18 protein-coding genes and 2 pseudogenes are annotated in these 21,835 nt (G+C 63.3%); 16 read left to right on the top strand and 4 right to left on the bottom strand.

The genetic code is table 11. The annotated features are described in order from the left end of the window. The 3 genes from E4P82_RS12975 (at window position 1) to E4P82_RS12965 (ending at window position 1,378) form a co-directional block, all read left to right on the top strand. The gene (locus tag E4P82_RS12975; protein WP_312914991.1) at window positions 1-432 is read left to right on the top strand and encodes a NifB/NifX family molybdenum-iron cluster-binding protein; all 432 of its coding nucleotides are present in this window, start codon (window positions 1-3) and stop codon (window positions 430-432) included. Window positions 433-506: 74 nt separating this feature from the next. Further along, window positions 507-821 carry a ferredoxin III, nif-specific gene (gene fdxB, locus E4P82_RS12970; RefSeq protein WP_169249277.1) on the top strand — a complete coding sequence of 105 codons (315 nt, stop codon included), beginning with the start codon at window positions 507-509 and terminating at the stop codon, window positions 819-821. 128 nt (window positions 822-949) lie between these two features. Further along, on the top strand, window positions 950-1,378 hold the full coding sequence (locus E4P82_RS12965; RefSeq protein ID WP_169249276.1) for a TOBE domain-containing protein: 429 nt from the start codon (window positions 950-952) through the stop codon (window positions 1,376-1,378). A gap of 34 nt (window positions 1,379-1,412) precedes the next feature. On the opposite strand, the gene E4P82_RS12960 is transcribed toward E4P82_RS12965, so the two are convergent. Next, on the bottom strand, window positions 1,413-1,784 hold the full coding sequence (locus E4P82_RS12960; RefSeq protein ID WP_169249275.1) for a VanZ family protein: 372 nt from the start codon (window positions 1,782-1,784) through the stop codon (window positions 1,413-1,415). Window positions 1,785-2,147: 363 nt separating this feature from the next. Here E4P82_RS12960 and nifV point away from each other — a divergent pair. From nifV to E4P82_RS12930, 7 genes and pseudogenes are all read left to right on the top strand, one after another. Continuing rightward, window positions 2,148-3,272 (top strand): annotated as a pseudogene (gene nifV / locus E4P82_RS12955) (homocitrate synthase); the annotation flags it as partial. 66 nt (window positions 3,273-3,338) lie between these two features. Further along, a complete protein-coding gene (locus tag E4P82_RS23230; protein WP_312915016.1) occupies window positions 3,339-3,500 on the top strand; it encodes a nitrogenase-stabilizing/protective protein NifW in 162 nt (53 codons plus the stop codon). A 46-nt stretch (window positions 3,501-3,546) separates the two neighbouring features. After that, on the top strand, window positions 3,547-3,651 hold the full coding sequence (locus E4P82_RS23225) for a nitrogenase-stabilizing/protective NifW family protein (protein WP_312914987.1): 105 nt from the start codon (window positions 3,547-3,549) through the stop codon (window positions 3,649-3,651). After that, window positions 3,648-4,100, top strand: a complete 453-nt coding sequence (locus E4P82_RS12945) for a nitrogen fixation protein NifZ (protein WP_312914984.1) — start codon at window positions 3,648-3,650, stop codon at window positions 4,098-4,100. The genes E4P82_RS23225 and E4P82_RS12945 overlap by 4 nt, the downstream gene beginning before the upstream one ends. 81 nt (window positions 4,101-4,181) lie before the next feature. Next, the gene (gene argA / locus E4P82_RS12940; RefSeq protein ID WP_169249274.1) at window positions 4,182-5,492 is read left to right on the top strand and encodes an amino-acid N-acetyltransferase; all 1,311 of its coding nucleotides are present in this window, start codon (window positions 4,182-4,184) and stop codon (window positions 5,490-5,492) included. Window positions 5,493-5,526: 34 nt separating this feature from the next. Next, the gene (cpdA, locus tag E4P82_RS12935; RefSeq protein WP_169249273.1) at window positions 5,527-6,327 is read left to right on the top strand and encodes a 3',5'-cyclic-AMP phosphodiesterase; all 801 of its coding nucleotides are present in this window, start codon (window positions 5,527-5,529) and stop codon (window positions 6,325-6,327) included. 20 nt (window positions 6,328-6,347) lie between these two features. Next, on the top strand, window positions 6,348-6,905 hold the full coding sequence (locus E4P82_RS12930) for a class II aldolase/adducin family protein (RefSeq protein ID WP_169249272.1): 558 nt from the start codon (window positions 6,348-6,350) through the stop codon (window positions 6,903-6,905). Between the two features lie 5 nt (window positions 6,906-6,910). Here E4P82_RS12930 and E4P82_RS12925 read toward each other — a convergent pair. Both E4P82_RS12925 and aroC read right to left on the bottom strand, forming a co-directional pair. Then, window positions 6,911-8,054 (bottom strand): annotated as a pseudogene (locus E4P82_RS12925) (MFS transporter). A 19-nt stretch (window positions 8,055-8,073) separates the two neighbouring features. Further along, window positions 8,074-9,192 (bottom strand): chorismate synthase, encoded by a 1,119-nt coding sequence (gene aroC, locus E4P82_RS12920; protein WP_169249271.1) that lies wholly within the window; start codon window positions 9,190-9,192, stop codon window positions 8,074-8,076. 285 nt (window positions 9,193-9,477) lie between these two features. On the opposite strand from aroC, the gene E4P82_RS12915 reads away from it, so the two are divergent. The 3 genes from E4P82_RS12915 (at window position 9,478) to E4P82_RS12905 (ending at window position 15,131) form a co-directional block, all read left to right on the top strand. Then, on the top strand, window positions 9,478-12,474 hold the full coding sequence (locus tag E4P82_RS12915; RefSeq protein ID WP_169249270.1) for a protein kinase domain-containing protein: 2,997 nt from the start codon (window positions 9,478-9,480) through the stop codon (window positions 12,472-12,474). Between the two features lie 658 nt (window positions 12,475-13,132). Beyond that, entirely contained in the window at window positions 13,133-14,095 is a 963-nt protein-coding gene (locus E4P82_RS12910) for an endonuclease/exonuclease/phosphatase family protein (protein ID WP_169249269.1), read from the top strand. A gap of 49 nt (window positions 14,096-14,144) precedes the next feature. Continuing rightward, complete coding sequence (locus E4P82_RS12905; RefSeq protein ID WP_169249268.1) at window positions 14,145-15,131, top strand: serine hydrolase; 987 nt, start codon at window positions 14,145-14,147, stop codon at window positions 15,129-15,131. An 18-nt stretch (window positions 15,132-15,149) separates the two neighbouring features. On the opposite strand, the gene E4P82_RS12900 is transcribed toward E4P82_RS12905, so the two are convergent. Then, a complete protein-coding gene (locus tag E4P82_RS12900; RefSeq protein ID WP_169249267.1) occupies window positions 15,150-17,135 on the bottom strand; it encodes a CHASE2 domain-containing protein in 1,986 nt (661 codons plus the stop codon). 221 nt (window positions 17,136-17,356) lie between these two features. Between E4P82_RS12900 and E4P82_RS12895 the strand changes: the two genes are divergently transcribed. From E4P82_RS12895 to E4P82_RS12885, 3 genes are all read left to right on the top strand, one after another. Further along, entirely contained in the window at window positions 17,357-19,564 is a 2,208-nt protein-coding gene (locus E4P82_RS12895; RefSeq protein WP_169249266.1) for a CHAT domain-containing protein, read from the top strand. 77 nt (window positions 19,565-19,641) lie between these two features. Further along, window positions 19,642-20,607, top strand: coding sequence for a filamentous hemagglutinin N-terminal domain-containing protein (locus E4P82_RS12890; protein WP_169249265.1), 966 nt, complete (start codon window positions 19,642-19,644; stop codon window positions 20,605-20,607). A gap of 64 nt (window positions 20,608-20,671) precedes the next feature. Then, window positions 20,672-21,808, top strand: a complete 1,137-nt coding sequence (locus E4P82_RS12885) for an S-layer family protein (RefSeq protein WP_169249264.1) — start codon at window positions 20,672-20,674, stop codon at window positions 21,806-21,808. Window positions 21,809-21,835 lie beyond the last annotated feature (27 nt).

The following is a 21,835-nucleotide window of genomic DNA, read 5'->3' as shown; positions in this document are numbered from 1 at the left end:
ATGACAACGACAACCGTGAGACTGGCTTTCGCCAGTAGTGACCGCAAGCGGGTGGACCAGCATTTTGGCTCCGCTTGCGGCTTAGCCATTTACGCGGTGAACGAGCAGCAGGCCACCCTGCTGGAGTTCGCTCAATTCGGCGACCTGGAGCAAGACGGCCACGAAGACAAGCTGACCACCAAGCTGGCGCTGGTCCGAGACTGCGCGGCGGTGTACTGCCAAGCGATCGGCGGTTCCGCCATCCGGCAATTGCTGGCCGTCGGGGTGCAACCGATCCGAGTCGAGGAAAACGTGCCGGTCGAGCGCCTGCTGAATGAGGCGCAGGCCGCGCTCAGGGCTGGAACAGCACCTTGGTTACCTGGCGTGCGCCGGCAGCGGAACGATGATCCCCACCGCTTCGAGGCGATGGAAGCGGAAGGCTGGCAGGAATAAACGGTTCCCTAACCGTTCCCGGTCCGGCCATCCGTCCGTGCCGGGACATCATGTGTAAATCAGAGAGGTCATTTATGGGCGCAGAACCCAATATCACCGGCATCACTCGCGGAGGAACCGCCTGGATTCCTCAATTCGCGGTCGCGCTGGACGAAGGCAAGTGCATCGGTTGCGGCCGCTGCTACAAGGTTTGCCCGCGCGATGTGCTGACCATCGTGCAGCGGGCGGTGGACGATGTGGACTTTGACGATGATGACGATGACGATGACGACAGCGACAATTCGTTCATGACGCTGACCAATCCCATGGATTGCATCGGCTGCGAAGCGTGTTCACGAGTCTGTCCCAAGGCCTGCTTTACCCACGAAGCGCTGCCGGTGGCGGCGTAAGGCATCGCCCCGCTTCAAACGCGTCATTTCCGTGGATTGCTCGTCGTCCGGTAAACCATCGGGCGTACGGGCTGTCCGCCGGCAGACGCGCCGGCTGTCAACCCACCTAGCTTACGCGGAGATCGACGATGCGCATCAGCACCAGAAACCAGTTCAAAGGTCAGGCGACCGTCCTTCGCATCGGCCCGGTCAACGCCGATGTCAGCGTCGACATCGGCGGCGGTGACCAAATCGACGCCATCGTCACCACCAAGAGTCTGGAAAGTCTGGGCATCCGCGACGGCGTCGAAGTGTACGCGCTGGTCAAGGCATCGTCGGTCATGATCATGAGCGGATCCGCGCCGCTGAAGCTCAGCGCCCGCAACCAGTTGCGGGGCAGCGTGATCCACTGCAAGAAAGGCGTGATCAACGGCGAGGTGACGATCCAGTTACCGGGCGGCGGAACCGTCACCGCCATCGTCACCAACGAGAGCTTCGACGGCCTGGAACTCAAGGAAGGCGTCGAGGCGATCGCCGTGTTCAAATCCACCAGCGTCATGCTCGGCGTGGAGTCGTAAACGCGCCTTTTGCCGAGAATGTGTCATCGTCCGCCTACTCTTCGACAGGCTGGATCCATACGACCATTAACTGACGCACGGCACCATAAATCGCGATGCCGATACCATCGGCCGCCACATCCAACAGACTGGCCTCCCGGTCCGGCGTAAACCACTGGGCGATTTCTATCCCTACCCCGAAGGCTAGCAGGCCCAGGGCCAGGCCGCGCCAGAACGACCATCCGGGAAAAGCCTGCTCGGCGAGCAGGGCCAAGGTGAAAAACGCCAAGACATGATCCAACTTGTCCCACGCGGTAGTCACCGGTACGGCGGTCATCGGCATCAGGGCCAACACCATGATCGCGATCACCGCGAGGGCCAGGGCCAAACGGGCCACGGGTAGCGGGAGCCAAGAAAGTCGCGGCATCTCTATTGACCTGTATGGCGGGAGTGAAGGGAATTACGGGTTTCCAAATGCGCGGACGGATTCCGGCGCGACGCGACGGTGGGAAATCAGGCGCGGCCATTTTGCCCATCAGGTTTGATTGACTCAATCATCTTCTGCATCCACTGAAATTCAAAGTAGTCGAACTGAGCGGGCGGGCGAGTGGCGCGGCCAGGGTAGCGGCGACCCCTCGATTGTCCGCTTCCCGACAAACAACTCGTTCAGTCCTGTAAGAAACCGCTCGCGCCAGTCAGGATTACACAATCAACCGATTGTTTTACCTGCCTTAATGAATTGGCATGGTTATCGCTAAGTCCCTTGTAACAACTTTCGGCGAGCTTTGCCATGAACGCAGCAACACCTCGCACTCTGGTCATCGACGATACCACCCTGCGCGACGGCGAACAGTCGGCGGGCGTGGCCTTTTCCCAAGACGAGAAACGGGCGATCGCCAGCGAACTGGCGGCACTCGGGGTCCCGGAACTGGAAATCGGCATTCCAGCGATGGGCATGGAGGAATGCGACAGTATTCGCGATCTGGTCATGCTGGGCCTGAACGCCCGGTTGCTGGTGTGGAGCCGGATGTGCGAGGCCGACTTGCGACAATGCCGCGATCTGGGCGTGTGGGCCATCGATCTATCGGTGCCGCTGTCCGATCAGCAACTGCGACACAAGCTGGGCTGGCGACGCGAACAGGCGCTGGACGCGATCCGCCGTCTGGTCCCGCAAGCACGCGAACTGGGGTTGGAGGTGATCGTCGGCGGCGAGGATGCCTCGCGGGCCAATCACGATTTTCTGCTGTTCGCCGCCGAGACCGCCCAGGCCAGCGGCGCCCGGCGATTCCGCTTCGCCGACACGCTGGGCATCATGGAACCGTTCGGCGTGCTGGCGATTTTCCAGCGCCTGCGGGCGGCGGTCGATCTCGAACTGGAAATGCACGCCCACGACGATCTGGGACTGGCCACCGCCAACACCCTGGCCGCCGCGCTGGGTGGCGCCACCCACGCCAACACCACGGTCAACGGTCTGGGCGAACGGGCCGGCAACGCCGCCCTGGAAGAGGTGGTGCTCGGCCTGCGCAAGCTGTACGGCTTCCAGGTGGAGGTGGACCTGTCGCGCTTCCCGGCGCTGTCGCAACGGGTCGCCGCCGCCGCCAACCGCCCGCTGTCCTGGCACAAGAGTCTGGTCGGCGAAGGCGCGTTCACCCACGAGGCCGGCATCCATGTGGACGGTTTGCTCAAGAACCCGCTCAATTATCAAGGCGTGGATCCGGCGGAACTGGGCCGTAGCCACCGCTTGGTGCTCGGCAAGCATTCCGGCACGCGGGCGGTGGTCCAGTTTTACCGCGATCTCGGCATCGCGCTGAGCCCGCGCCAAGCCGGCGCCGTGCTCCAGCGCATCCGTGCTTTCGTCGGCCAGCACAAACGCTTGCCGGAATCCGCCGAGCTGGAAACGTTTTACCGCGAACTCAGCGCCGATCCACACCCCCCTGCCCCTCACCCTTCCTCAACGTTCCACCCACGCCGAGGTGTCACCATGACCGAGACTACCCTGCAACAGGATCTGGCCGAGATGAGCTCGGCCGAGGATTTTCTGCTCTACTTCGGGATCGACTTCGACCCCAACGTGGTGGAAGTGAGCCGTCTGCATATCCTGCAACGCTTCCACGATTATCTGCAGAAAGGGGAGGGCCCGTGACCGAGCGGGTTACACCCAATGCCTGCAACGGGCCTATCAGGATTTCGTGGACTCCGATCCCCTGACCGAAAAGGTTTTCCAAGTGTTCCATCGGCAGGCCGCGGCACGCGAGACGCGGATTCCGTTGTCGGACATCGGTCGCCGGCCGTGATCCTGCAACCGCGCTTTGCCTGCGACGACGAGGTCCGCGTCATCCGCAACCTCCGCAACGACGGTACCTATCCGGGTTACGCCACCGGCACGCTGTTGGTGCGGCGCGGCAGCGTGGGGTTCGTCCGCCACATCGGCGTGTTCCTGCAGGATCAGATCATCTACAGCGTTCATTTCCTGGAAGCCGGCAACCGCATCGTCGGCTGCCGGGAAACCGAACTGATCCCGGCGGACGCCCCCTGGGTTCCCAACCGCTTCGAACGCGGCGACCAGGTCACCGCCAAATTGGCGCTGTCGATCGACGGCGCGGTGGCGGTCAACCCGGGAATGTCCGGCGCGGTGCTGGCGGTGCTTCGCGAACCGGACACGACGGCGGACTACCACGTTCTGTTCGGTCAGCGTCTGCTGTGCGTGCCGGAAAGCGCGCTGGATGCCGCCACGCCGGATTGAAGCGCCGCCCACGAGGATGATGAGGTCTTGGCGCCGCTCTGTCATAATCGCCAGCCTTTTCGAGACTCGTGGAGATGACCGATGGACTCGGACCCGTTCGTGCAATGGTTCCGACAGGCTGGCCCCTACATCAACGCCCATCGCGGCCGGACCTTCGTGGTGCTGTTCGGCGGTGAAGCAGTCGAGGCCGACTCTTTTTCCAGCCTGATTCATGATCTCGCCCTGCTGCACAGCCTGGGCGTGCGCCTGGTGCTGGTGCATGGCGCCCGTACCCAGATCGAGGCCCGCCTACGCGAAGCCGGTCGCGCGCCGCGCTACGTCGATGGCCTGCGGGTAACCGAGACCGAAGACCTGACTCTCGTCAAACAAGCGGTCGGTCGACTGCGCATCCGCATCGAGGCACGGTTGTCGATGGGGCTGGCCAACTCGCCGATGCACGGCGCCCGGCTGCGGGTGGTGTCGGGCAACCTGATCACCGCCCGGCCGCTGGGGGTGCGCGACGGGGTGGATTACGGCTTCACCGGCGAGGTGCGGCGCATCGACGACCGCGCCATTCGCCTGTGGCTGGAGCAGGACGCCATCGTGCTACTGTCGCCGCTGGGTTATTCGCCGACCGGGGAAATTTTCAACCTGCGCGCCGAGGAGGTGGCCACCGCCGCCGCCATGGCCTTGCGCGCCGACAAACTGTTGGTACTGGGCGAAGGACCGGAACTCCGCGACCCCGCTGGTCAAGCGATCCGCCAGCTCAGCCTCGGCGACGCCAACCGGCTGCTGGTCGAGCATCCCACCCTGTCCGAAGACTCCAACCGCCACCTGCGCCAGGCATTGCGCGCCGGACAGGCCGGGGTGCGCCGGATTCACCTGCTCAGCCGCCAGGTCGACGGCGCGCTGCTGCTGGAGCTGTTCACCCGCGACGGGGTGGGCACCCTGATCGCCAGCGATATTTACGAAGGGCTGCGGCCCGCCGCCATCGACGATGTGGGCGGCATCCTGGAGCTGATCCGACCGCTGGAGGAAGACGGCACTCTGGTGCGGCGCTCGCGCGAGCGGCTGGAAATGGAGATCGAACGCTTCGTTCTGCTGGAACGCGATGGCGCCATCATCGGCTGCGCCGCGCTCTACCCGCTCCCCGAGGAGGGCGTGGGCGAACTGGCCTGCGTCGCCGTACATCCGAGCTACCGCAACAGCGGCCGCGCCGACACCTTGCTGCGCCATATCGAACACCGCGCCCGCGAGCAGCGCCTGCAACGGCTGTTCGTGCTGACCACTCGCGCCGCGCACTGGTTTCGCGAGCGAGGATTCGAACCCGCCGAGGTGACCAACCTGCCGGTGCAAAAACAAACCCTGTACAACTGGCAGCGTCGTTCCAAAGTCTTCATCAAAACCTTGTAAACTGCTCGGCGTTGTCATTCCCGAGGACGCCTCCATGCCCATTGCCGCTACTCCGTTGCGAGTCCTGCAAGTCACCGACCTGCACCTGAAAACCCAGCCCGGCAGCCGGGTCTGGGGCGTGGACGTGGACGCTGGGCTGAGCGCGGTGCTGGCGCGCATCCGGGAGCGGCACCCCGTGGTGGATTTCATCCTCGTGACCGGCGATTTGGTCGGCGACGAACCGGACGCCTACGAACGGGTGCGCCAAGCATTGGAACCGCTGGGCGCCCCGGTCCATTGCCTGCCGGGCAACCACGATTTCCCCGCAGCCCTGGGGCAGCGCCTGCGTGATGGCCTGGTCCGGTGGCAACGACATGTCATCGTCGGCAACTGGCAGTTCGTGCTCCTGGATTCCAGCTTCCCCGGCACGCCTAGCGGTCATCTGGCCCCCAGCGAACTGGGGCTGCTGGACACCGCGCTGGCCATGCATCCCGAACTGCATGCCATGGTCTGCCTGCACCATAACCCGATTCCAACTGACACTCCCTGGCTCGACACCATGACGGTCGGCAACGGCGAAGCGCTGTTCGCGGTGCTGGACCGGTATCCCCAGGTTCGGGCGGTGGTGTGGGGACACATCCACGCCGAATTCAGCGCCCGGCGCGGCGATATTCACCTGCTGGCCACTCCCGCGACCTGCGTGCAGTTCAAGCCCGGCACCGCCGAACCGCAAGTCGACGAACTGCCGCCCGGTTACCGCTGGTTCGAACTCCACCCGGACGGCCGCTTGGAAACCGGTGTGGAACGGGTCGAACCGGCGCGGATGCCCGCCTCGGCCCGGCGTGCCCCAACATGATTCATGTATAATCCGCCGCCATGAACCTCAAAGACGATCTCGTTCGACACTACCACTGGCTGCGCCAGTACGGCCTCAACGACTCCCACAGCGGCAACGCCTCGGTGCGAAACGGAGAGACGTTCTGGATCACCCCCACCGGCTGCTGCGCCGATACCCTCAGCAGCGGCGACCTGGTCGAATGCCGCCTGGACGGCGTGATCGGCCAAGGCGCCTCGATGGACGCCCGCCTGCATCTGGCGGTCTATCAGTCCAACTCCGAAACGCGCGCCGTGCTGCACAGCCATGGCCCCTACTCCGTGGCAATGACCATGGATAACGAAGAATTCCTGCCGGCCGATTTCGAAGGGCAGTTGTACTTCAACCGGGTGCCGGTGCTGACCATTCCCTACGACCAATACGTGGCCAGCGCGCCGCGGCTGGTCGCTGAAATCCTGGCGGAATACCCCATCGCCGTGGTGCGTGGCCATGGTGTTTATGCCAGCGCCGACAGTCTCAACCTGGCCTATAAATGGACCTGCTCGCTGGAACTATCGGCCAAGACCGCCTTCATCGCTCAGCAAGCGGGGAAGATTTGAATCGCTCACGGTCGCAATCCCCGCCACGCCACCCACCAGCTCAGCACACCCAACACCATCGCCAGATCGTACATGGCCACTGGCCCCACCCCCTGCCACAAATAACCGGCGGCGAGGCTGCCCAACGCGTTGCCGGCCCCGAAGGTCAGACTGCTGTACAACGCCTGCCCGCGTCCCTGCAACGAGCCGGGGAAGAATTGATGGATCAGATGGATGGCCACCGCATGAAACACTCCGAAACTGAAAGCGTGCAAGGTCTGCGCGAACAGCAACACCGGCAACTCGCGGGCAAAATGGCCGATCAGCACCCAGCGTAGCGCCGCCAGCGCCAACGCCGTCAACAGCAAGCGGCGTGGCCCGAAACGCGGCAGCAACCGGTGCATCGCCAGAAACAGTCCGACCTCCGCCGCCACGCCCAAACCCCACAGCAAGCCGATCGACTCGCGCGAATAGCCGATTGTCTCCAGATACAACGAAAAAAACCCGTAGTACGATCCGTGGGCGGCCTGGTTGAGAAAACAGGCGATGAAAAAAGCGATCACCGCTGGCCGGCGCAACACGCTCCCCAACGGCGGGGATTCATGAACCATCGGCGGCGCGGCCTGTTCCGGCACCAGCAGGCTGTTCAGCCATAACACAGCAAACAACCCCCACAATAACGCCGGCACCATGCCGATTCCCCAATCCTCCACCAGCAAACCCGCGCCGATCGCCGCGCCGATGAATCCCATCGACCCCCAGAGCCGAATCTGGCTGTAACGATGGATCTGCTCACCCAGATGATTGAGGGTGACCGCCTCGAACTGAGGCAACGCCGCGTTCCAGAAAAAGCTGAACGACAGCATCACCAGCGCCAACCCGATATAGGAATCGCCCACTGGATAGACCCCGGCAAACGTCAGCAACGCCGCCAGGCAGGCCCCGCGCACCACCCACATTCGCCGACCGCTGCGATCGGCCAGCCATCCCCACAGATTGGGCGCCACCATCTTGGTGGCTTGCGGGATCGCCATCAGCTCGCCGATCCGGGCCGGATCGAAACCCAGCGCCAGCAGATACAACCCCCCAATACGGCAGCAACACGCCCAGGATGGCGAAATAAAACAGATAGAAACCGGATAGGCGCAGGTAGAGACGCAACGAGAGCACGGAATTCCAGCGCGCCCGTTCAGTCGGCGGGATCGCGGCGCGGGACGGCGGCGGCGATCATCGGCGTATCGGTGCGCACATCCAGGTTCTGGCCCCGGTGGCGCAAGGCGTGATCCATCAGCACCAGCGCCAGCATCGCCTCGGCGATGGGCGTGGCGCGAATGCCGACGCAGGGATCGTGACGGCCCTGGGTCACCACTTCCACCGGTTCGCCGCGAACATCGATGGTACGCCCCGGCAGGCGGAGGCTGGAGGTCGGTTTCAAGGCGATGCTGGCAACGACCTCCTGCCCGCTGGAAATTCCGCCCAACACGCCGCCGGCATGGTTGCTGAGAAACCCCTCGGGAGTCAGTTCGTCGCGATGCTCGGTGCCGCGCTGCTCCACGCTGGCGAAACCGGCGCCGATCTCCACCCCCTTGACCGCGTTGATGCTCATCAGCGCGTGCGCGATATCGGCGTCCAGACGATCGAACACCGGCTCGCCCCAACCCGCCGGCACCCCGCTGGCCACCACCGTCACCCGAGCGCCAATGGAATCACCGGACTTGCGCAGCGCATCCATGAACCGCTCCAGTTCGGGCACTCGGTCAGGGTCCGGGCAGAAAAACGGGTTGTTGTCCACTTCTTCCCAGACCAGCCTGGCCGGACGGATCGGGCCAAGCTGAGCCAGATAACCGCGAATGTTCACCTTGTAACGCTCGCGCAGATATTTGCGGGCGACCGCGCCCGCCGCCACCCGCAGCGCGGTTTCCCGCGCCGAGGAACGGCCGCCGCCACGATAATCCCGGACGCCATATTTCTGGTGATAGGTGTAATCGGCGTGGCCCGGCCGGAAACGATCCATGATCTCACCGTAATCCTTCGAACGCTGGTCCACATTCTCGATCAGCAGGCCGATCGGCGTGCCGGTGGTCCGCCCCTCGAACACGCCGGACAGGATACGCACCTGATCCGGTTCGCGGCGCTGGGTGGTATGCCGGCTCCGACCGGGCCGGCGCCGGTCCAGATCGTGTTGCAAATCGGCCTCGGCCAGTTCCAGACCGGGCGGGCACCCATCCACGACCGCGCCCAGCGCTGGACCGTGGCTTTCACCGAAGGTAGTGACAGTGAACAACTTGCCAAACGTGTTGCCAGACATGCGGAAACAATCCTTGGGTACGACACGCCGTTTCCCCATCTTGGATTAACGGCGCGGAATTTGCTTAAAGGTCTTTCGACACGGGTGTCGCCAACGGTTAATTTTGGCCGAGAACCGGGCGATTACCTACAATTGAAAGGCATATCATACCGCGTCGACCCGCGGCCTTGTCCGCGTCGCTCGCGCATCGCCACGACGCACCAACTCCTCTGACCGCGACGGCCGGCGCGGAAAACACGAAACCCGCCGCCGGACCGCGGCGCCGGCAATAAAACAGGATCAAACATGTATATTCCAGGCTATCAAATCGAGCGCGAACTCGGCCAGGGCGGCATGGCGATCGTCTACCTTGCCATGCAGGAGTCACTGCATCGCCACGTTGCCTTGAAAGTCATCAAACCCGTGCTGACCACGGATGAGGAGTTCGCCGCGCGCTTCCTGCGGGAGGGCCGCATCATCGCCCAGCTCAGCGATCCGCACATCGTCACTGTCTACGACATCGCCTCGCACGAGGGTACCTATTATCTGTCCATGGAATACCTCGGGGGCGGCACCTTGCAGCAACGCATCCGCGAGGGGTTGTCGCCGTCGGAAACCCTGATCATCGCCCGCGCCATCGTCGGCGCCCTGCACTACGCTCATAGCCGCGGCATCATCCACCGAGATATCAAGCCGCAGAACATCCTGTTCCGCGAAAACGGCACCTCGGTGCTAACCGATTTCGGTATCGCCAAGACGCTCGGCAGCAGCACCATCATGACCCGCACCGGCCTGTCGATCGGCACGCCGCGCTACATGAGCCCGGAACAGATTCGCGGCCAGGGGGTGGATGCCCGCGCCGATCTGTACAGCTTCGGCGTGCTGTTCTACGAGATGCTCACCGGCAACGTGCCCTATGCCGCCGAGGACAGCTTCGCGCTGGCCATGATGCATGTGACGGCGCCGACCCCGGAACTGCCGCCGCGATTGAGCGCCTATCAACCGCTGCTGAACAAACTGCTGGACAAGGACCCCGAGCGGCGCTTTCAAAGCGGTCAGGAGTTCATCGCCGCGCTGGACGCCCTGGAAGCGGGCCACATCGACGATCTGCTGAACATCACCAGCCTCAACCAACCCACCGTCAGCTCCCCCACGCGCGCCAAGCGCCGGTTCGGTCGGAAAGCCGGCACCCTGGCCGCCGCCGCAGCGCTGGCCGGCGCGGTCGCCGGCGGTGGTTACCTGTACCTGCATCGACCCGTGCCGCCCGCGCCGCCGTCGGCCGGGCCGGCTTCGCCGTCGGAGACGCCCACCGTCGACAGCGGCGTACAGCGGCGCGAACAAGCCGAGCAACTACTGTCCGAGGCTCGCCGGCAACAACAGGCCGGTGCCCTGGAAGACGCCATGGCCAGTACCAAGCAAGGCTTGCAACTGGCGCCCGACCATCCCGATCTGCTGGGTTTACGCGAGGAAATCGACCGGCAACTGGCCGACGTTCGCGCCGGGGAAGAACGACGACAGCAGGCGGAATTGCAGGCGGAGCAGTTCTTCGAACAGGCGCAACGCGCCCGACAGGAAGGGGCATTGGATATCAGCCTGGCCCACATCGAACAAGGCTTGCGGGCCATGCCCGAACATAACGGCCTGCTGGCGCTCAAGCAGGAAGTGCTGGCGCGCAAGACCGAACTCCAAAATCAGGAGGAAGCCGCCCGTCGACAAGCCGAAGCCGAGCAGCACCAACGGAAGGCCGAGGAATTTCTGGCGCAAGCGCTGGACGACCAACGCAACCGGGCTTACGAAAGCAGCCTGCTGCAAATCGAACAAGGTTTGCGGCAAGTTCCCGACCACCGGCGCCTGCTGGCGTTGCGCGCCGAAGTCCGCGACCAGTTGCGCGCGGCCAAGACTCCGCCGCCGGCACCGCCGGCACCGGCACCGGTCGAAGACACCGCCACTCGGGTGACCGCCCTGCTCGGGGAATGCGACGCGCACCTGCGGGCCAAGCGGCTGACGGTGGGTCGTGGCGGCAACGCCGCCGACTGCTATACCGAAGTGCTCAAGCTGGATCGCGGCAACGCCAGGGCGCTGGCCGGACTCGACAGCATCGCCGATCGTTATCTCGATCTGGTTACCTCCGCCATCCAGGGCAAGGACCTCGGTCGAGCCAAGAGCTTGCTCGAACGGTTGGAGTCGCTCAACCCGAACTATGCCCGTCTGCCCGGCCTGCGCGAACAACTGGCCCGCGCGCAAGCCCCCGCCGAACCGGTCAGTCCGCCGCCACCCCGACAGCCGGAACCCAAGCCAACCCAGCCGGAACCGCTCTCGCCACCGCCGATCAATCTGGTTTCGGTGCCACAACCCTCCAAACCCGCTCCAACGGCGGCCGAATCCAAAACTCAGGTCATCGCCGGAGACAGCCACACCCGATTGGCCAAAACCGAAACCGACGACAACGTCAGTCTGCATATGACGGTCTCTCCGCAAGGCATGCTCGACGACGCCAGCAGAAAAACCCTCAAACCGCAAACCGCGCCGGCCCAACTGTTCGTGCGCGCCGACGTGGATGACGCCGAGGTCTGGATCAACAACCGCAAAGTCGGCACGACGCCACTGGCTCTAGACTTGCCGCCCGGCGTCTATCGGGTGCGGGTCCGACAGGAAGGCCATACCGACTGGAACGGTCGGGTCGAACTCGCCGCCGGCGATGAAAGCACCTTGACGGCCATCCTGCCCCAAAAGCTGGAGGTGGCCGTCGCCGCTCAGCCACCGGAGCCAAAACCGGAACCGGAACCGCCGCGCTCCAGCACTCAGGACACCCGGACGGCGTCGGTAACTCCGGCATCCTCCGGTTGCCTGAGCGGCAACTGCGAGAGCGGTCAAGGCGCCTACCGTTATCCGAATGGCAGCGAGTACACCGGCCAGTTCCGCAGCGCCAAGATGCATGGTCAAGGCACCTACGTCTACGCCGACCGGGGCGAAAAATATGTCGGGGAATGGCGCAACGGTTCGATCAACGGCCAAGGCACGTATTACTACCGCAGTGGCAACCGCTACGAAGGCGAGTGGCGCAGCGGCCGCAAGAATGGCCAGGGCACCTATTACTACACGAGTGGCGACAAGTACGTCGGCGACTTCGCCAACGACCAACCCAACGGGCAGGGCACGTACTACTACAGCAACGGCAACCGCTACGAAGGCGAATGGCGCAACGGCCGCAAGAACGGTCAGGGAACGCTTTACGAGAGCGATCGCAAAATCGTGGGCGAATGGCAAAACGACCAGATGACTCGGGTCAGGGTAGAGCAGTGAGCGCCAAATGACCAGAGGCGGTAACGCCGGGTTGTTCCGGCTTTACCGCCTCTGGTTTTGCGGACCGACCTCAAAGCCGTTACCACGCTGATGTTGGCTTGGCCAGTAGCCGCCTTGGACGTGTTACCGCTGCCTGATTGGGTAAGCCGGGCGACGCGGCAATTTCATCCAGTTGTACAGCACAAAATCGGCGTTATTCTCTTCCAAGCAGCGAACGGTATGCAGTTGGGTGCCTCTAACGGGCACATCCCCGCCATAACCGCCGCAGTAGCTGCCTCCACTGGGGCTCACGCACGACGCTTCCCCACGATACGGACAACTATGCTTATCCACAGGGACCAGACCTTCGCTTCCGCTGCGCTTGGCCTTCACCTGTCGGGTGATGTCGCTTTTCATTAGCCTTGGATTCCTCGAATTTGGTGGTTGGGTAATGCCACGCCTCTCCCCGCGTGGCCACGATCGCGAACCGTTCTTGATTTTTTTGGTGTAATTTTATACGCTTAATCCTTAAATTCAACATGGCTAATATTACGATCTGGCCTAGGGGAGTAAATAAGGGATTTCGTGGGAAACATCATGGTTTTCCCTAATGCCGGCAAGCTCGGGAACCGATCTGGCGCCGGCTTGCACTCCCCGACGGAGTGCGAGGAATTCAAGCATGCAAACCACCGGCCGCATCACCTTGACGGGATTGTTAACCACTTCGGGCGCACTGATCTGCGCCGCCAGCCTGATCGGGTTCGGCGGACAGATCTGGTGGGTCTTCGAACTGGCTTCCCATTTCCGGCCTCAGTACGCGCTCACCTTGGGGTTGTGCCTGCCGTTGTTGCTGTACCGGCGCCGCTATCGGTGGGCAGCGGTCTTTGGTGCGTTTGCCGTGTTGAACGCGATGTGCCTTGCACCGCGTCTGCTACCCCTGGCCGAAGCCGCCGTTCATCCCGGCGCCGACCAAGCCACTTTTCGGGTACTACTGGCCAACGTCAACGCCGCCAACCGCGATTACCCGAAAATGCGCCGCGCCATCCTCAAGTACGAACCCGATTTCATCGTACTGCTGGAAGTCACGCCCTGGCTGCTCGAACGACTGACCGAATTCGACGGCCGCTACCCGCATCGTGCCGTTGCGCCTCGGGAAGACAATTTCGGGATCGCCCTGCTCGGCCGGCAACCGTTCTTGCGGACCGAAATCATGCAATTCGGCGTGGCGGGACTGCCTTCGATCACCGCCGAGATTGCGGTTGGCGAACGCCGTCTTATCCTGGTGGGCACCCATCCGTTGCCTCCCGTCAGCGCCGAGGCCGCCCAAAACCGCAACGAGCAACTGGCGGCCCTGGCGCTGTTCGCCCGGCAAGCCCGACACCCGCTGCTGCTGCTGGGCGATCTGAACGTTTCCCCGTGGTCGCCCTATTTCGCACGACTGCTGACCGACTCCGGCCTGCGCGACAGCGCGGACGGTCGTGGTATCCTGCCGTCTTGGCCGGTCGGTCTGGCACCGCTCTGGATTCCGATCGACCACGCGTTGTACTCCGACGGCGTCGAAATCCTGCGCCGGGAAACCGGCCCAACCCTCGGCTCCGATCATTACCCGGTCATCGTTGATTTTCATCTCGCCCGCTCATAGATTTTTCCGCTAGCCCTCGCGCCAGCCTTGCCTGACTGGAGTTCGTCTTATGTTATTCACCGAACCCTCCCTCTCGGACGCTTCCATCGATTCCAGTTCGGTCGCCGATCCCTCGAAACGCGTGTTTCTGGCCAAAATAACGGCTCTACTCGCGGCCGCCACCTGCGGCGGACTGGTCTCGCCAACCGGCGAAGCAGCCCAGCGCCGCTATCCACCCACGACCCATCCCTCGGCCATGAGTGCATTGACCGCAGCGATTGACAATCACATCAAATACTTGCGCCTGTCTGGCCGGATCGCGGCCAATGAACGTACCGCTTGGCTGGTCTACGACTTCACCAGCCGGCAGTACCTGACCGCCATCAACGCCAATATCCCCTACCAAAGCGCCAGCATGATCAAACCCTTCATTGCGCTGGCCTTCTTCTACAAGGTGCTGGAGGGCAAGCTACGCTACACTCCCTACCACCGCATGCGCATGGAAGCGATGATCCAGTACAGCGACAACAGCGCCACCAATTACTTCATTCGCTTGCTGAATCAAACCAGCCGTCGCAGCGGCCCGGTCGAAGCGGAGCACACGCTCAAGCGCTACCATCCCGGTATTTTCCGGAATACCCGTATCGTCGAGCGTATTCCCACCGGCGGCCGCAGTTACCGCAACAAGGCTTCCGCGCTCGATTACCATCGCTTTCTGTACGCGCTCTGGTACAACCAGCTCCCGTTCTCCAACGAACTGAAGCGGCTGATGAATCTACCCAACCGCGACCGGGTGTACACCGGCGCGGACGAGGTGGCGCGGCAAACCTGGGTATTCGACAAGACCGGAACCACCGCGCGGCTATGCGGCAACATGGGTATCCTGGTCGCGCAGGGGCGCAACGGCGGCCGTTACCCCTACACCTTCATCGGCATCATCGAGAAGGCCCGACCGACCAAACACTACCGGGCCTGGAAGGACAATCGTGGCGATGTCATCCGCGATGTGTCCGGCATCGCCTATCAACACATGAGTCGGCTGCATAATCTGGTGTAAATCGAGCAAACCGAAGCATCATTCAGAGAGATCGCCATCCACACGATAGACGGCGATCTCTTGCTTTTTGCCCTTGAACCTGACCTGGCCCAACCCGGTCACCTGGAACCGACCGCCTAGATAACGCAAGGTGGCGTCACCAACCAGCACACGACAGAAGCCATCGACGGGGTGATGCGCGTCCTTATCGAAGTTCTCCAGGCGCGAGGCGATGTTGACGGTGTCGCCGACCACGGCATATTCAAAACGCTGGCTGTCCCCCAGACTGCCCGCCACCAGCGGTCCGGTGTAAATACCGATCCGCACGGCGGCGACCGGCAATCCGTGTTGCGCCCAATCCGCGTTCAATTGCCGCAGACGCTCGCCCATCGCCAAGGCACACTCAACCGCCCGCGCCGCATCCCTGGCGACCTCCGCCTCGACCCGACGCGGGGCAGGCACTCCGAATAAGGCCATGACTTCATCGCCGACGTATTGCCTGACCATCCCGCCATGCGCCATGACCGCTTGCGTCATCGCCGCCATGTAAACGTTCAACCAATCCATGAGTTGGGCCGGCTCCAGGTTTTCGGCGATCGAGGCGAACCCCCGGATATCGGCAAACAACACAGTGGCGGTCAAGTGTTGGGGCAGCAGTCGTCCGCCCGCAACCAGCCGAGCACGTTCCCGCCAAAGCATATCCGCCACCTCCGGCGCGGCCTGGCGAGCGAACAGGCTCATCAACAAGCGACGCTCGACATGATCGTGCACCGAGAGATAGGCGGCGGACAGGGCGACGGCGGCGGTCAGCCCCAATACCGGCGCGGCCAGTGGCAACCAGATTTGATGCAGGAAAACGATCCACCAAATTCCCGCCAACAGGATCAGCGCACCCGCCATCAACGTCAGCAGGCCCCAGAAACGGACTCGACTCAAAGCCAACCCGGCTCCGGCCAGGCACCACAGCCACAACCAGCCGGCCTCGGCACAGTCCGGCAGGCCACGGATGGGGGAATCGCCCGCCAAGGCGAACCGCAGTAACTGATCGACCTGCAGGGCGTGGAGCACGACCCCGGCGATCCGTCCGTTGGCGCCGCCCGCTGGTATTGGAAACGACAACGCATCGGCCAAAAAACGACGGGTGGGGATCTGAAAATCGTCGCGCAGGCTCTCCGCCATTCCGCCCAGCAACACGATCTTATCGGCGAGTTGCACCGCTGGCAGCCGCCCTTGCAGCAGGTCGGTCAGAGTGTAAATCCGCGCGGCGCTCAATCGGCTCCGATAGTCCAGCAGGTATTGATAGCCGGCGGTATCGGCACGAACGTAGGCCCCCGCGTCCGTCTCCAGCGGCGGAATCGTGGTCGCGCCCAGCCGCAGATGGTCGGAATATTGGGAGTCACCCTGGGGAACGATGCGCTCCGGCCGCAGATAACGCAGAGCCATGACCAGGGCGAAGGCGGTGGAAACCTGCCGACCATCATCGAGAAACAGCAGCCCGCGTCGGGTCAGGCCGTCCTCGTCGATGGGAATATCGCTGAAGCCCGTCCGATCGGTGTCCGCCAGAGCGGGGGGCGGAGCCACGGCGGGATCGTGAGCGGCGAAATTGCCGAATTTCGTCACCCAGACGATCTCCGGATGGCGGCGGAGCACCTGGTCCAAGCGCTCGCTGCCCGGAGGCACCGGGATATCGCGGTATTTATCGACACCGATCACGCGCGGTCGCCCTTGCGCCAAACGTTCCAGTGCTTCGGCCAAAACGCCATCCGGCAGTGGATATCCCCAACGATGGATGTCGGCTTCCGTCTCGCCGATCAGCACGATCCGCTCGTCGAGCGGCGCCGGCGCCTGCCAGCGCAAGCCCTGATCGTAGCCAAGCAGTTCCAGAGCTTGCAGCATGCCAGCCTGCCACAGACCCACCATACCGGCGAACACCAGGTGGCCAAGCAACAAGCACACGACCGGTGCACGCCAGCGGGTCAGTCGCTCCGGAAGCCATCGCCACCGTGCCTTATCGACCCGGATCATGGGTTTCTCACAACAGCTTACCATTTTGAAAAAGAGACAAATTTCGCATCAGTCTCTTAATCGTTGTTGCCTCCCGAGACACACGCATCAACCGTATGGGCCTGTCGATGCATTGACCAATTAACATTAATCAACTATTTGTTTTTATTGATCTTATAAACATCGCTTGACTATTATATTTAAATGAGATTTATCGGGAGCGCGAGAGCGAGCATTCCATCATGAACCATCGCGCACATCGATTTTTGCCACTTCCGCCATTGGTCGCGCCGGTTGCTCTGCTGGTTTTCTGGCTGCTGGCCGCAGTCGCCGCATCACCATCAGCCACCGAGACCGAAGCGCGCACCGAACGAATCGATGCCCTGTTGCAACAGGCTGACGCCTATCGGGCCTCGGGTCAGTCCCGCAACGCCCTCGCTGCGCTGCGCGCCGCGCAACCGCTGGCCGAATCTCTGGACGACCCGGCCCGTCGCGCCGTCGTGCTAGGTGAATTGGGCGAGACCCTGCGGCTGACCGGCGCGAGCGAGGACGCCCGCCGGATACTGGAAAACAGCGTGGCTCTGGCCCGGCAAGCCAACGCACCGCGCATCGCGGCCACGAGCCTTAACCACTTGGGCAATCTGGCTACCGGGCAAGGCGACGACCGCGCCGCTCGCACCGCCTATGAGGACAGCTTGACCCTGGCCCGACAGGTGCAAGACGGGCCACTGATCGTCGCCGTGCTGATCAACAACGCCCGCCAGGCCGCGCGGGACGGGGAGAACCGCCGCGTCGGCACCTTGTTGGCCGAAGCCGCCCGGCTGCTGCCAACCCTGCCCGCCAGTCACGACAAGGTGTATCACCTGCTCGCCATCGGCCAACTGCGCCGCACGCTGCCCGGCGCGTCCGCTCCGCAACGAACCCAGTCCCTCCAGGATTTCACCGCCGCCGCCATCATGGCCCGTACGCTGGACGACCAGCCCGGCCTGTCGTACGCCTTGGGCTATCAGGCGTGGTTGCAACAGGATGAGGGTCATCCCGCCGAGGCGCTGATGCTGTATCGGCAAGCCGCGTTCGTCGCCCAGCAAGCCGACGCCCCGGAACTACTGTACCGCTGGCAATGGCAAATCGGCCGCCTGCTCAAAACCCAGGGCGACCGTGACGGCGCCATTCTGGCCTACCGGCAGGCAGTCGCGAACCTACAATCCATCCGCCAGGACTTGATCCCGGCATGGGCGAGTGAGGCCGTTTCCTTCCGGGCCAGCGTCGGCGATGCGTTCCTGGAACTGGCCGACCTCCTGTTGCAACGCGCCGCCGGCCAGCCGGCCGCCGCCCGCGAAGCGGATCTTCGGGCCGCGCGCGATACCATGGAGGCGCTGAAAACCGCCGAGGTGCGCGACTACTTCCGGGACGAATGCGTGACCGCGCTGCAATCGCGCACCGTCGCCCTGGAACGGCCGCCACCGCGCACCGCCGTGCTGTATCCGATCTTGCTGCCCGACCGACTGGAAGTGCTGTTGAACACCGCGGACGGCATTCAGCAGGTTACAGTGCGGGTGGACCGCGACACTTTTACCAATACCGTGCACGAATTCCGGCGTACTCTGGAGAAACGCACCAGTCGCGAATATCTGCCGCTCGCCCAACGCTTGCACGGCTGGCTGATCGGCCCGTTGCAAGACGAACTAGACGCCCGGCGAGTCGAAACGCTGGTCATCGTGCCGGATGGGCCGTTGCGCACCGTGCCGCTGGCGGCCCTGCACGACGGTCAGGGCTTTCTGATCAGCCGCTACGCGATCGCCACCACGCCCGGCCTGACCCTGACCGATCTGCGTCCGATCCCGCGTCAGAAAATTCGGCCCTTACTCAACGGCCTGACCGAAACGGTGCAGGGTTTCCCGCCACTGAACTACGTGCAAGGAGAGCTGGACGCCATTCACGCCGCTTACGGTGGCACCGTGTTGGAAAATGAGGATTTTGACTTGGCGACCGTCCAGCGGGAATTGCGGGAAACACCCTATTCCATCGTTCACATCGCCTCGCACGGCGAGTTTGCCGGCGACGTGCGCAATACTTTCCTATTGACCTTTGACGACAAGCTGACCCTGGACCGGCTGGAGCGCTTCATGGCGCTCAGCCAATACCGGGACCAACCGGTGGAACTGCTAACGCTGAGCGCCTGCCAGACCGCAGCCGGCGACGACCGCGCCGCGCTGGGGCTGGCGGGCGTCGCGGTCAAGGCTGGCGCTCGTAGTGCGTTGGCAACTCTGTGGTTCATCAACGATCAAGCATCGTCGTTGCTGGTGACTGAGTTCTACCGGCAGTTGCGAAACCCGGACTTGTCCAAGGCTAAGGCATTGCAACGGGCGCAAGTCCGATTGCTGGCCGACCAGCGCTACCAGCACCCTGGCTATTGGTCGCCGTTCCTGTTGATCGGCAACTGGCTGTGAGGTCATCTCCCATGAACACATCCCGTTTTACCGACACCCGGCGGTGTCTTATCGGTATAGCCGCAACCGCATTCACCATGACCCTCGCGCTTCCCACCCACGCTGGAGTAACCACGGACGGCACGCTGGGCCAGGGCGGGGCGCTGCCAGGGCCGAATTATCAGATTCCCGCCGATCTGGGCCAGCAGGTAGGCGGCAACCTGTTCCACAGCTTCGGCCAGTTCTCCATCGATACCGGCGAATCCGCCACCTTCAGCGGTCCCAATTCGGTGAACAACATCATCGGCCGGGTCACCGGCGGTGAAGCCTCGTTCATTGACGGGATGATCCGCTCGACCATTCCGGGGGCGAATCTGTACCTGCTCAATCCAGCGGGGCTGCTGTTCGGGGAGAATGCCACGCTGGATGTGTCCGGTTCGGTGCATGTCAGTACCGCCGATTATCTGCGCCTGGGCGACGGCGGGCGATTCGATGCCCATACTCCCGGCAACAGCGTGCTGACGGTCGCGCCAGTGGCGGCGTTTGGTTTTCTCGACCCGCCCGCGCCGATCACCGTCAACGGTGGTTTCCTGCGCGTGCCGGACGGACAAACCCTGTCTCTGATCGGTGGGGACATCACGCTGAACAATGCCACACTGTACGCCCCGGCGGGGCGGATCGACCTGGCGACGGTCGGTTCGGCCGGGGAGGTGCTGCCCACGGACCATGATTTGGTGATGCAGGGCTTTGGTACGCTGGGGGCATTGACAATAGAGCGCGATCCGGTAGTGGCGCGGGTGACGGTCGATATTGGCGAACCGCTTGGCGAAATACCCTTGGGCGATCTCGACACCAGCGGCGAAGGCGGTGGAGCCATCTTCATTCGCGGTGGACGGTGGGTCAATCGAGGGGGGAGGGGTATTCGCCGATACCCATGGGGCGCGGGCTGGACGGGATGTGGATGTCGCAATAGCCGGAAATGTCCGGTTCGATCAAGGCGCCTGGCTTGGCGCCGGTGTGCGGGGCTCGGGGACAGGCGGCTCAATCAGTTTTTCCGCCCATGACCTGAATATACTCAATGGCAGCGGGATCACCACCGGGACCTCTAGTTCAGGTCAGGCCGGGGATGTGACGATCACGGCGCGGAATGTGCTCGTCGACGGCCAGAATGTTCATCATGTCCTTACCGGTATCGGCAGCCTCACTGGGTCCGGCTCCACGGGTGACGGGGGCGCGGTCAAACTGACTGTCGCCGATAACATCACGGTGCAAAACGGCGGGCGAGTCGGCGCCTCCACCTCCGGCGCGGGCGACGCTGGGGACGTAACGATCACGGCGCGGAATCTGCTCATCGACGGCCAGAATGCCGATGATCCCTCTACCGGCATCGGCAGCCGCACTGAGCGCTACTCCACGGGTAATGGGGGCGCGGTCAAACTGAACATCGCCGAAAACATCACGGTGCAAAACGGCGGCGCCATCAGCGCCGTCACCTTCGGCGACGGCAATGCTGGCGACGTGGCAATCACCGCGCGGAATCTGCTCATCGATGGCCGGAATACTTCATTCTTTACCGGTATCGCCAGTAGCGCCGAATCTGACTCCGCGGGTGATGGGGGCACAATCAATCTGACCATCGCCGACACCCTCACGGTGCGAAACGGTGGGCAGATCAGCGCCGCCTCGGCGACGACCAGTGGCGGCAACATCACCCTCGACGTCGCTCGTCTCAGGCTGTTCAACGGCGGTGCAATCAGCGCCACCGTCTACGGCGGCTTCGACACCGAAGGCGGCAACGTCACCATCAACAGCGGCAACATCGTCGCCCTAAATGGCAGCACTATTACTGCCCAAGCCAACCAGGGTCGGGGCGGCAACATCCTCATCAACGCCGAGGTGTTCCTACACGACGCCGCCAGCACCGATCAAGTGCTGAATGCCTCCTCGCGCATCACCGGCAACGACGGCACCGTACAAAACAACACCCCCAACACTGACCTCAGCGGCAGTCTAACCGTACTACCAACCAACTACCTGAGTGCCGCCGACCAGCTCGGCGACCGCTGCGGGACCAGCGATCCAGACAGCCGCAGCCGCTTCATCGTGCAGGGGCGCGGCGGGCTGCTACCCGGTCCGGATGATCCAGCGACCGCCCACCCAGTGCGTTGTCGCGCCGCGCCGCCGACCCTGAGCGAGGCCACACCGCCCGCACTCTCATCCGCCTCCACGTTCGCAACCGCTGCCCAGGGCTTTGGCAATCGATGACAACGTCTGGCCTCCAGAGACTTCCCA

Source organism: Candidatus Competibacter phosphatis, assembly GCF_012939995.1.
GTDB classification, from domain to species: Bacteria; Pseudomonadota; Gammaproteobacteria; order Competibacterales; family Competibacteraceae; genus Competibacter; species Competibacter phosphatis.
Note: the sequence above shows the minus strand (reverse complement) of the source record. Positions and strands in the feature narration are given on the sequence as shown.

Bases quoted from the DNA above. Each gene is read 5' to 3' on its own strand.
- E4P82_RS12975 (WP_312914991.1), top strand. From the start codon at position 1: ATGACAACGACAACCGTGAGACTGGCTTTCGCCAGTAGTGACCGCAAG.
- fdxB (WP_169249277.1), top strand. From the start codon at position 507: ATGGGCGCAGAACCCAATATCACCGGCATCACTCGCGGAGGAACCGCC.
- E4P82_RS12965 (WP_169249276.1), top strand. From the start codon at position 950: ATGCGCATCAGCACCAGAAACCAGTTCAAAGGTCAGGCGACCGTCCTT.
- E4P82_RS12960 (WP_169249275.1), bottom strand. From the start codon at position 1,784: ATGCCGCGACTTTCTTGGCTCCCGCTACCCGTGGCCCGTTTGGCCCTG.
- E4P82_RS23230 (WP_312915016.1), top strand. From the start codon at position 3,339: ATGACCGAGACTACCCTGCAACAGGATCTGGCCGAGATGAGCTCGGCC.
- argA (WP_169249274.1), top strand. From the start codon at position 4,182: ATGGACTCGGACCCGTTCGTGCAATGGTTCCGACAGGCTGGCCCCTAC.
- cpdA (WP_169249273.1), top strand. From the start codon at position 5,527: ATGCCCATTGCCGCTACTCCGTTGCGAGTCCTGCAAGTCACCGACCTG.
- E4P82_RS12930 (WP_169249272.1), top strand. From the start codon at position 6,348: ATGAACCTCAAAGACGATCTCGTTCGACACTACCACTGGCTGCGCCAG.
- aroC (WP_169249271.1), bottom strand. From the start codon at position 9,192: ATGTCTGGCAACACGTTTGGCAAGTTGTTCACTGTCACTACCTTCGGT.
- E4P82_RS12915 (WP_169249270.1), top strand. From the start codon at position 9,478: ATGTATATTCCAGGCTATCAAATCGAGCGCGAACTCGGCCAGGGCGGC.
- E4P82_RS12910 (WP_169249269.1), top strand. From the start codon at position 13,133: ATGCAAACCACCGGCCGCATCACCTTGACGGGATTGTTAACCACTTCG.
- E4P82_RS12905 (WP_169249268.1), top strand. From the start codon at position 14,145: ATGTTATTCACCGAACCCTCCCTCTCGGACGCTTCCATCGATTCCAGT.
- E4P82_RS12900 (WP_169249267.1), bottom strand. From the start codon at position 17,135: ATGATCCGGGTCGATAAGGCACGGTGGCGATGGCTTCCGGAGCGACTG.
- E4P82_RS12895 (WP_169249266.1), top strand. From the start codon at position 17,357: ATGAACCATCGCGCACATCGATTTTTGCCACTTCCGCCATTGGTCGCG.
- E4P82_RS12890 (WP_169249265.1), top strand. From the start codon at position 19,642: ATGACCCTCGCGCTTCCCACCCACGCTGGAGTAACCACGGACGGCACG.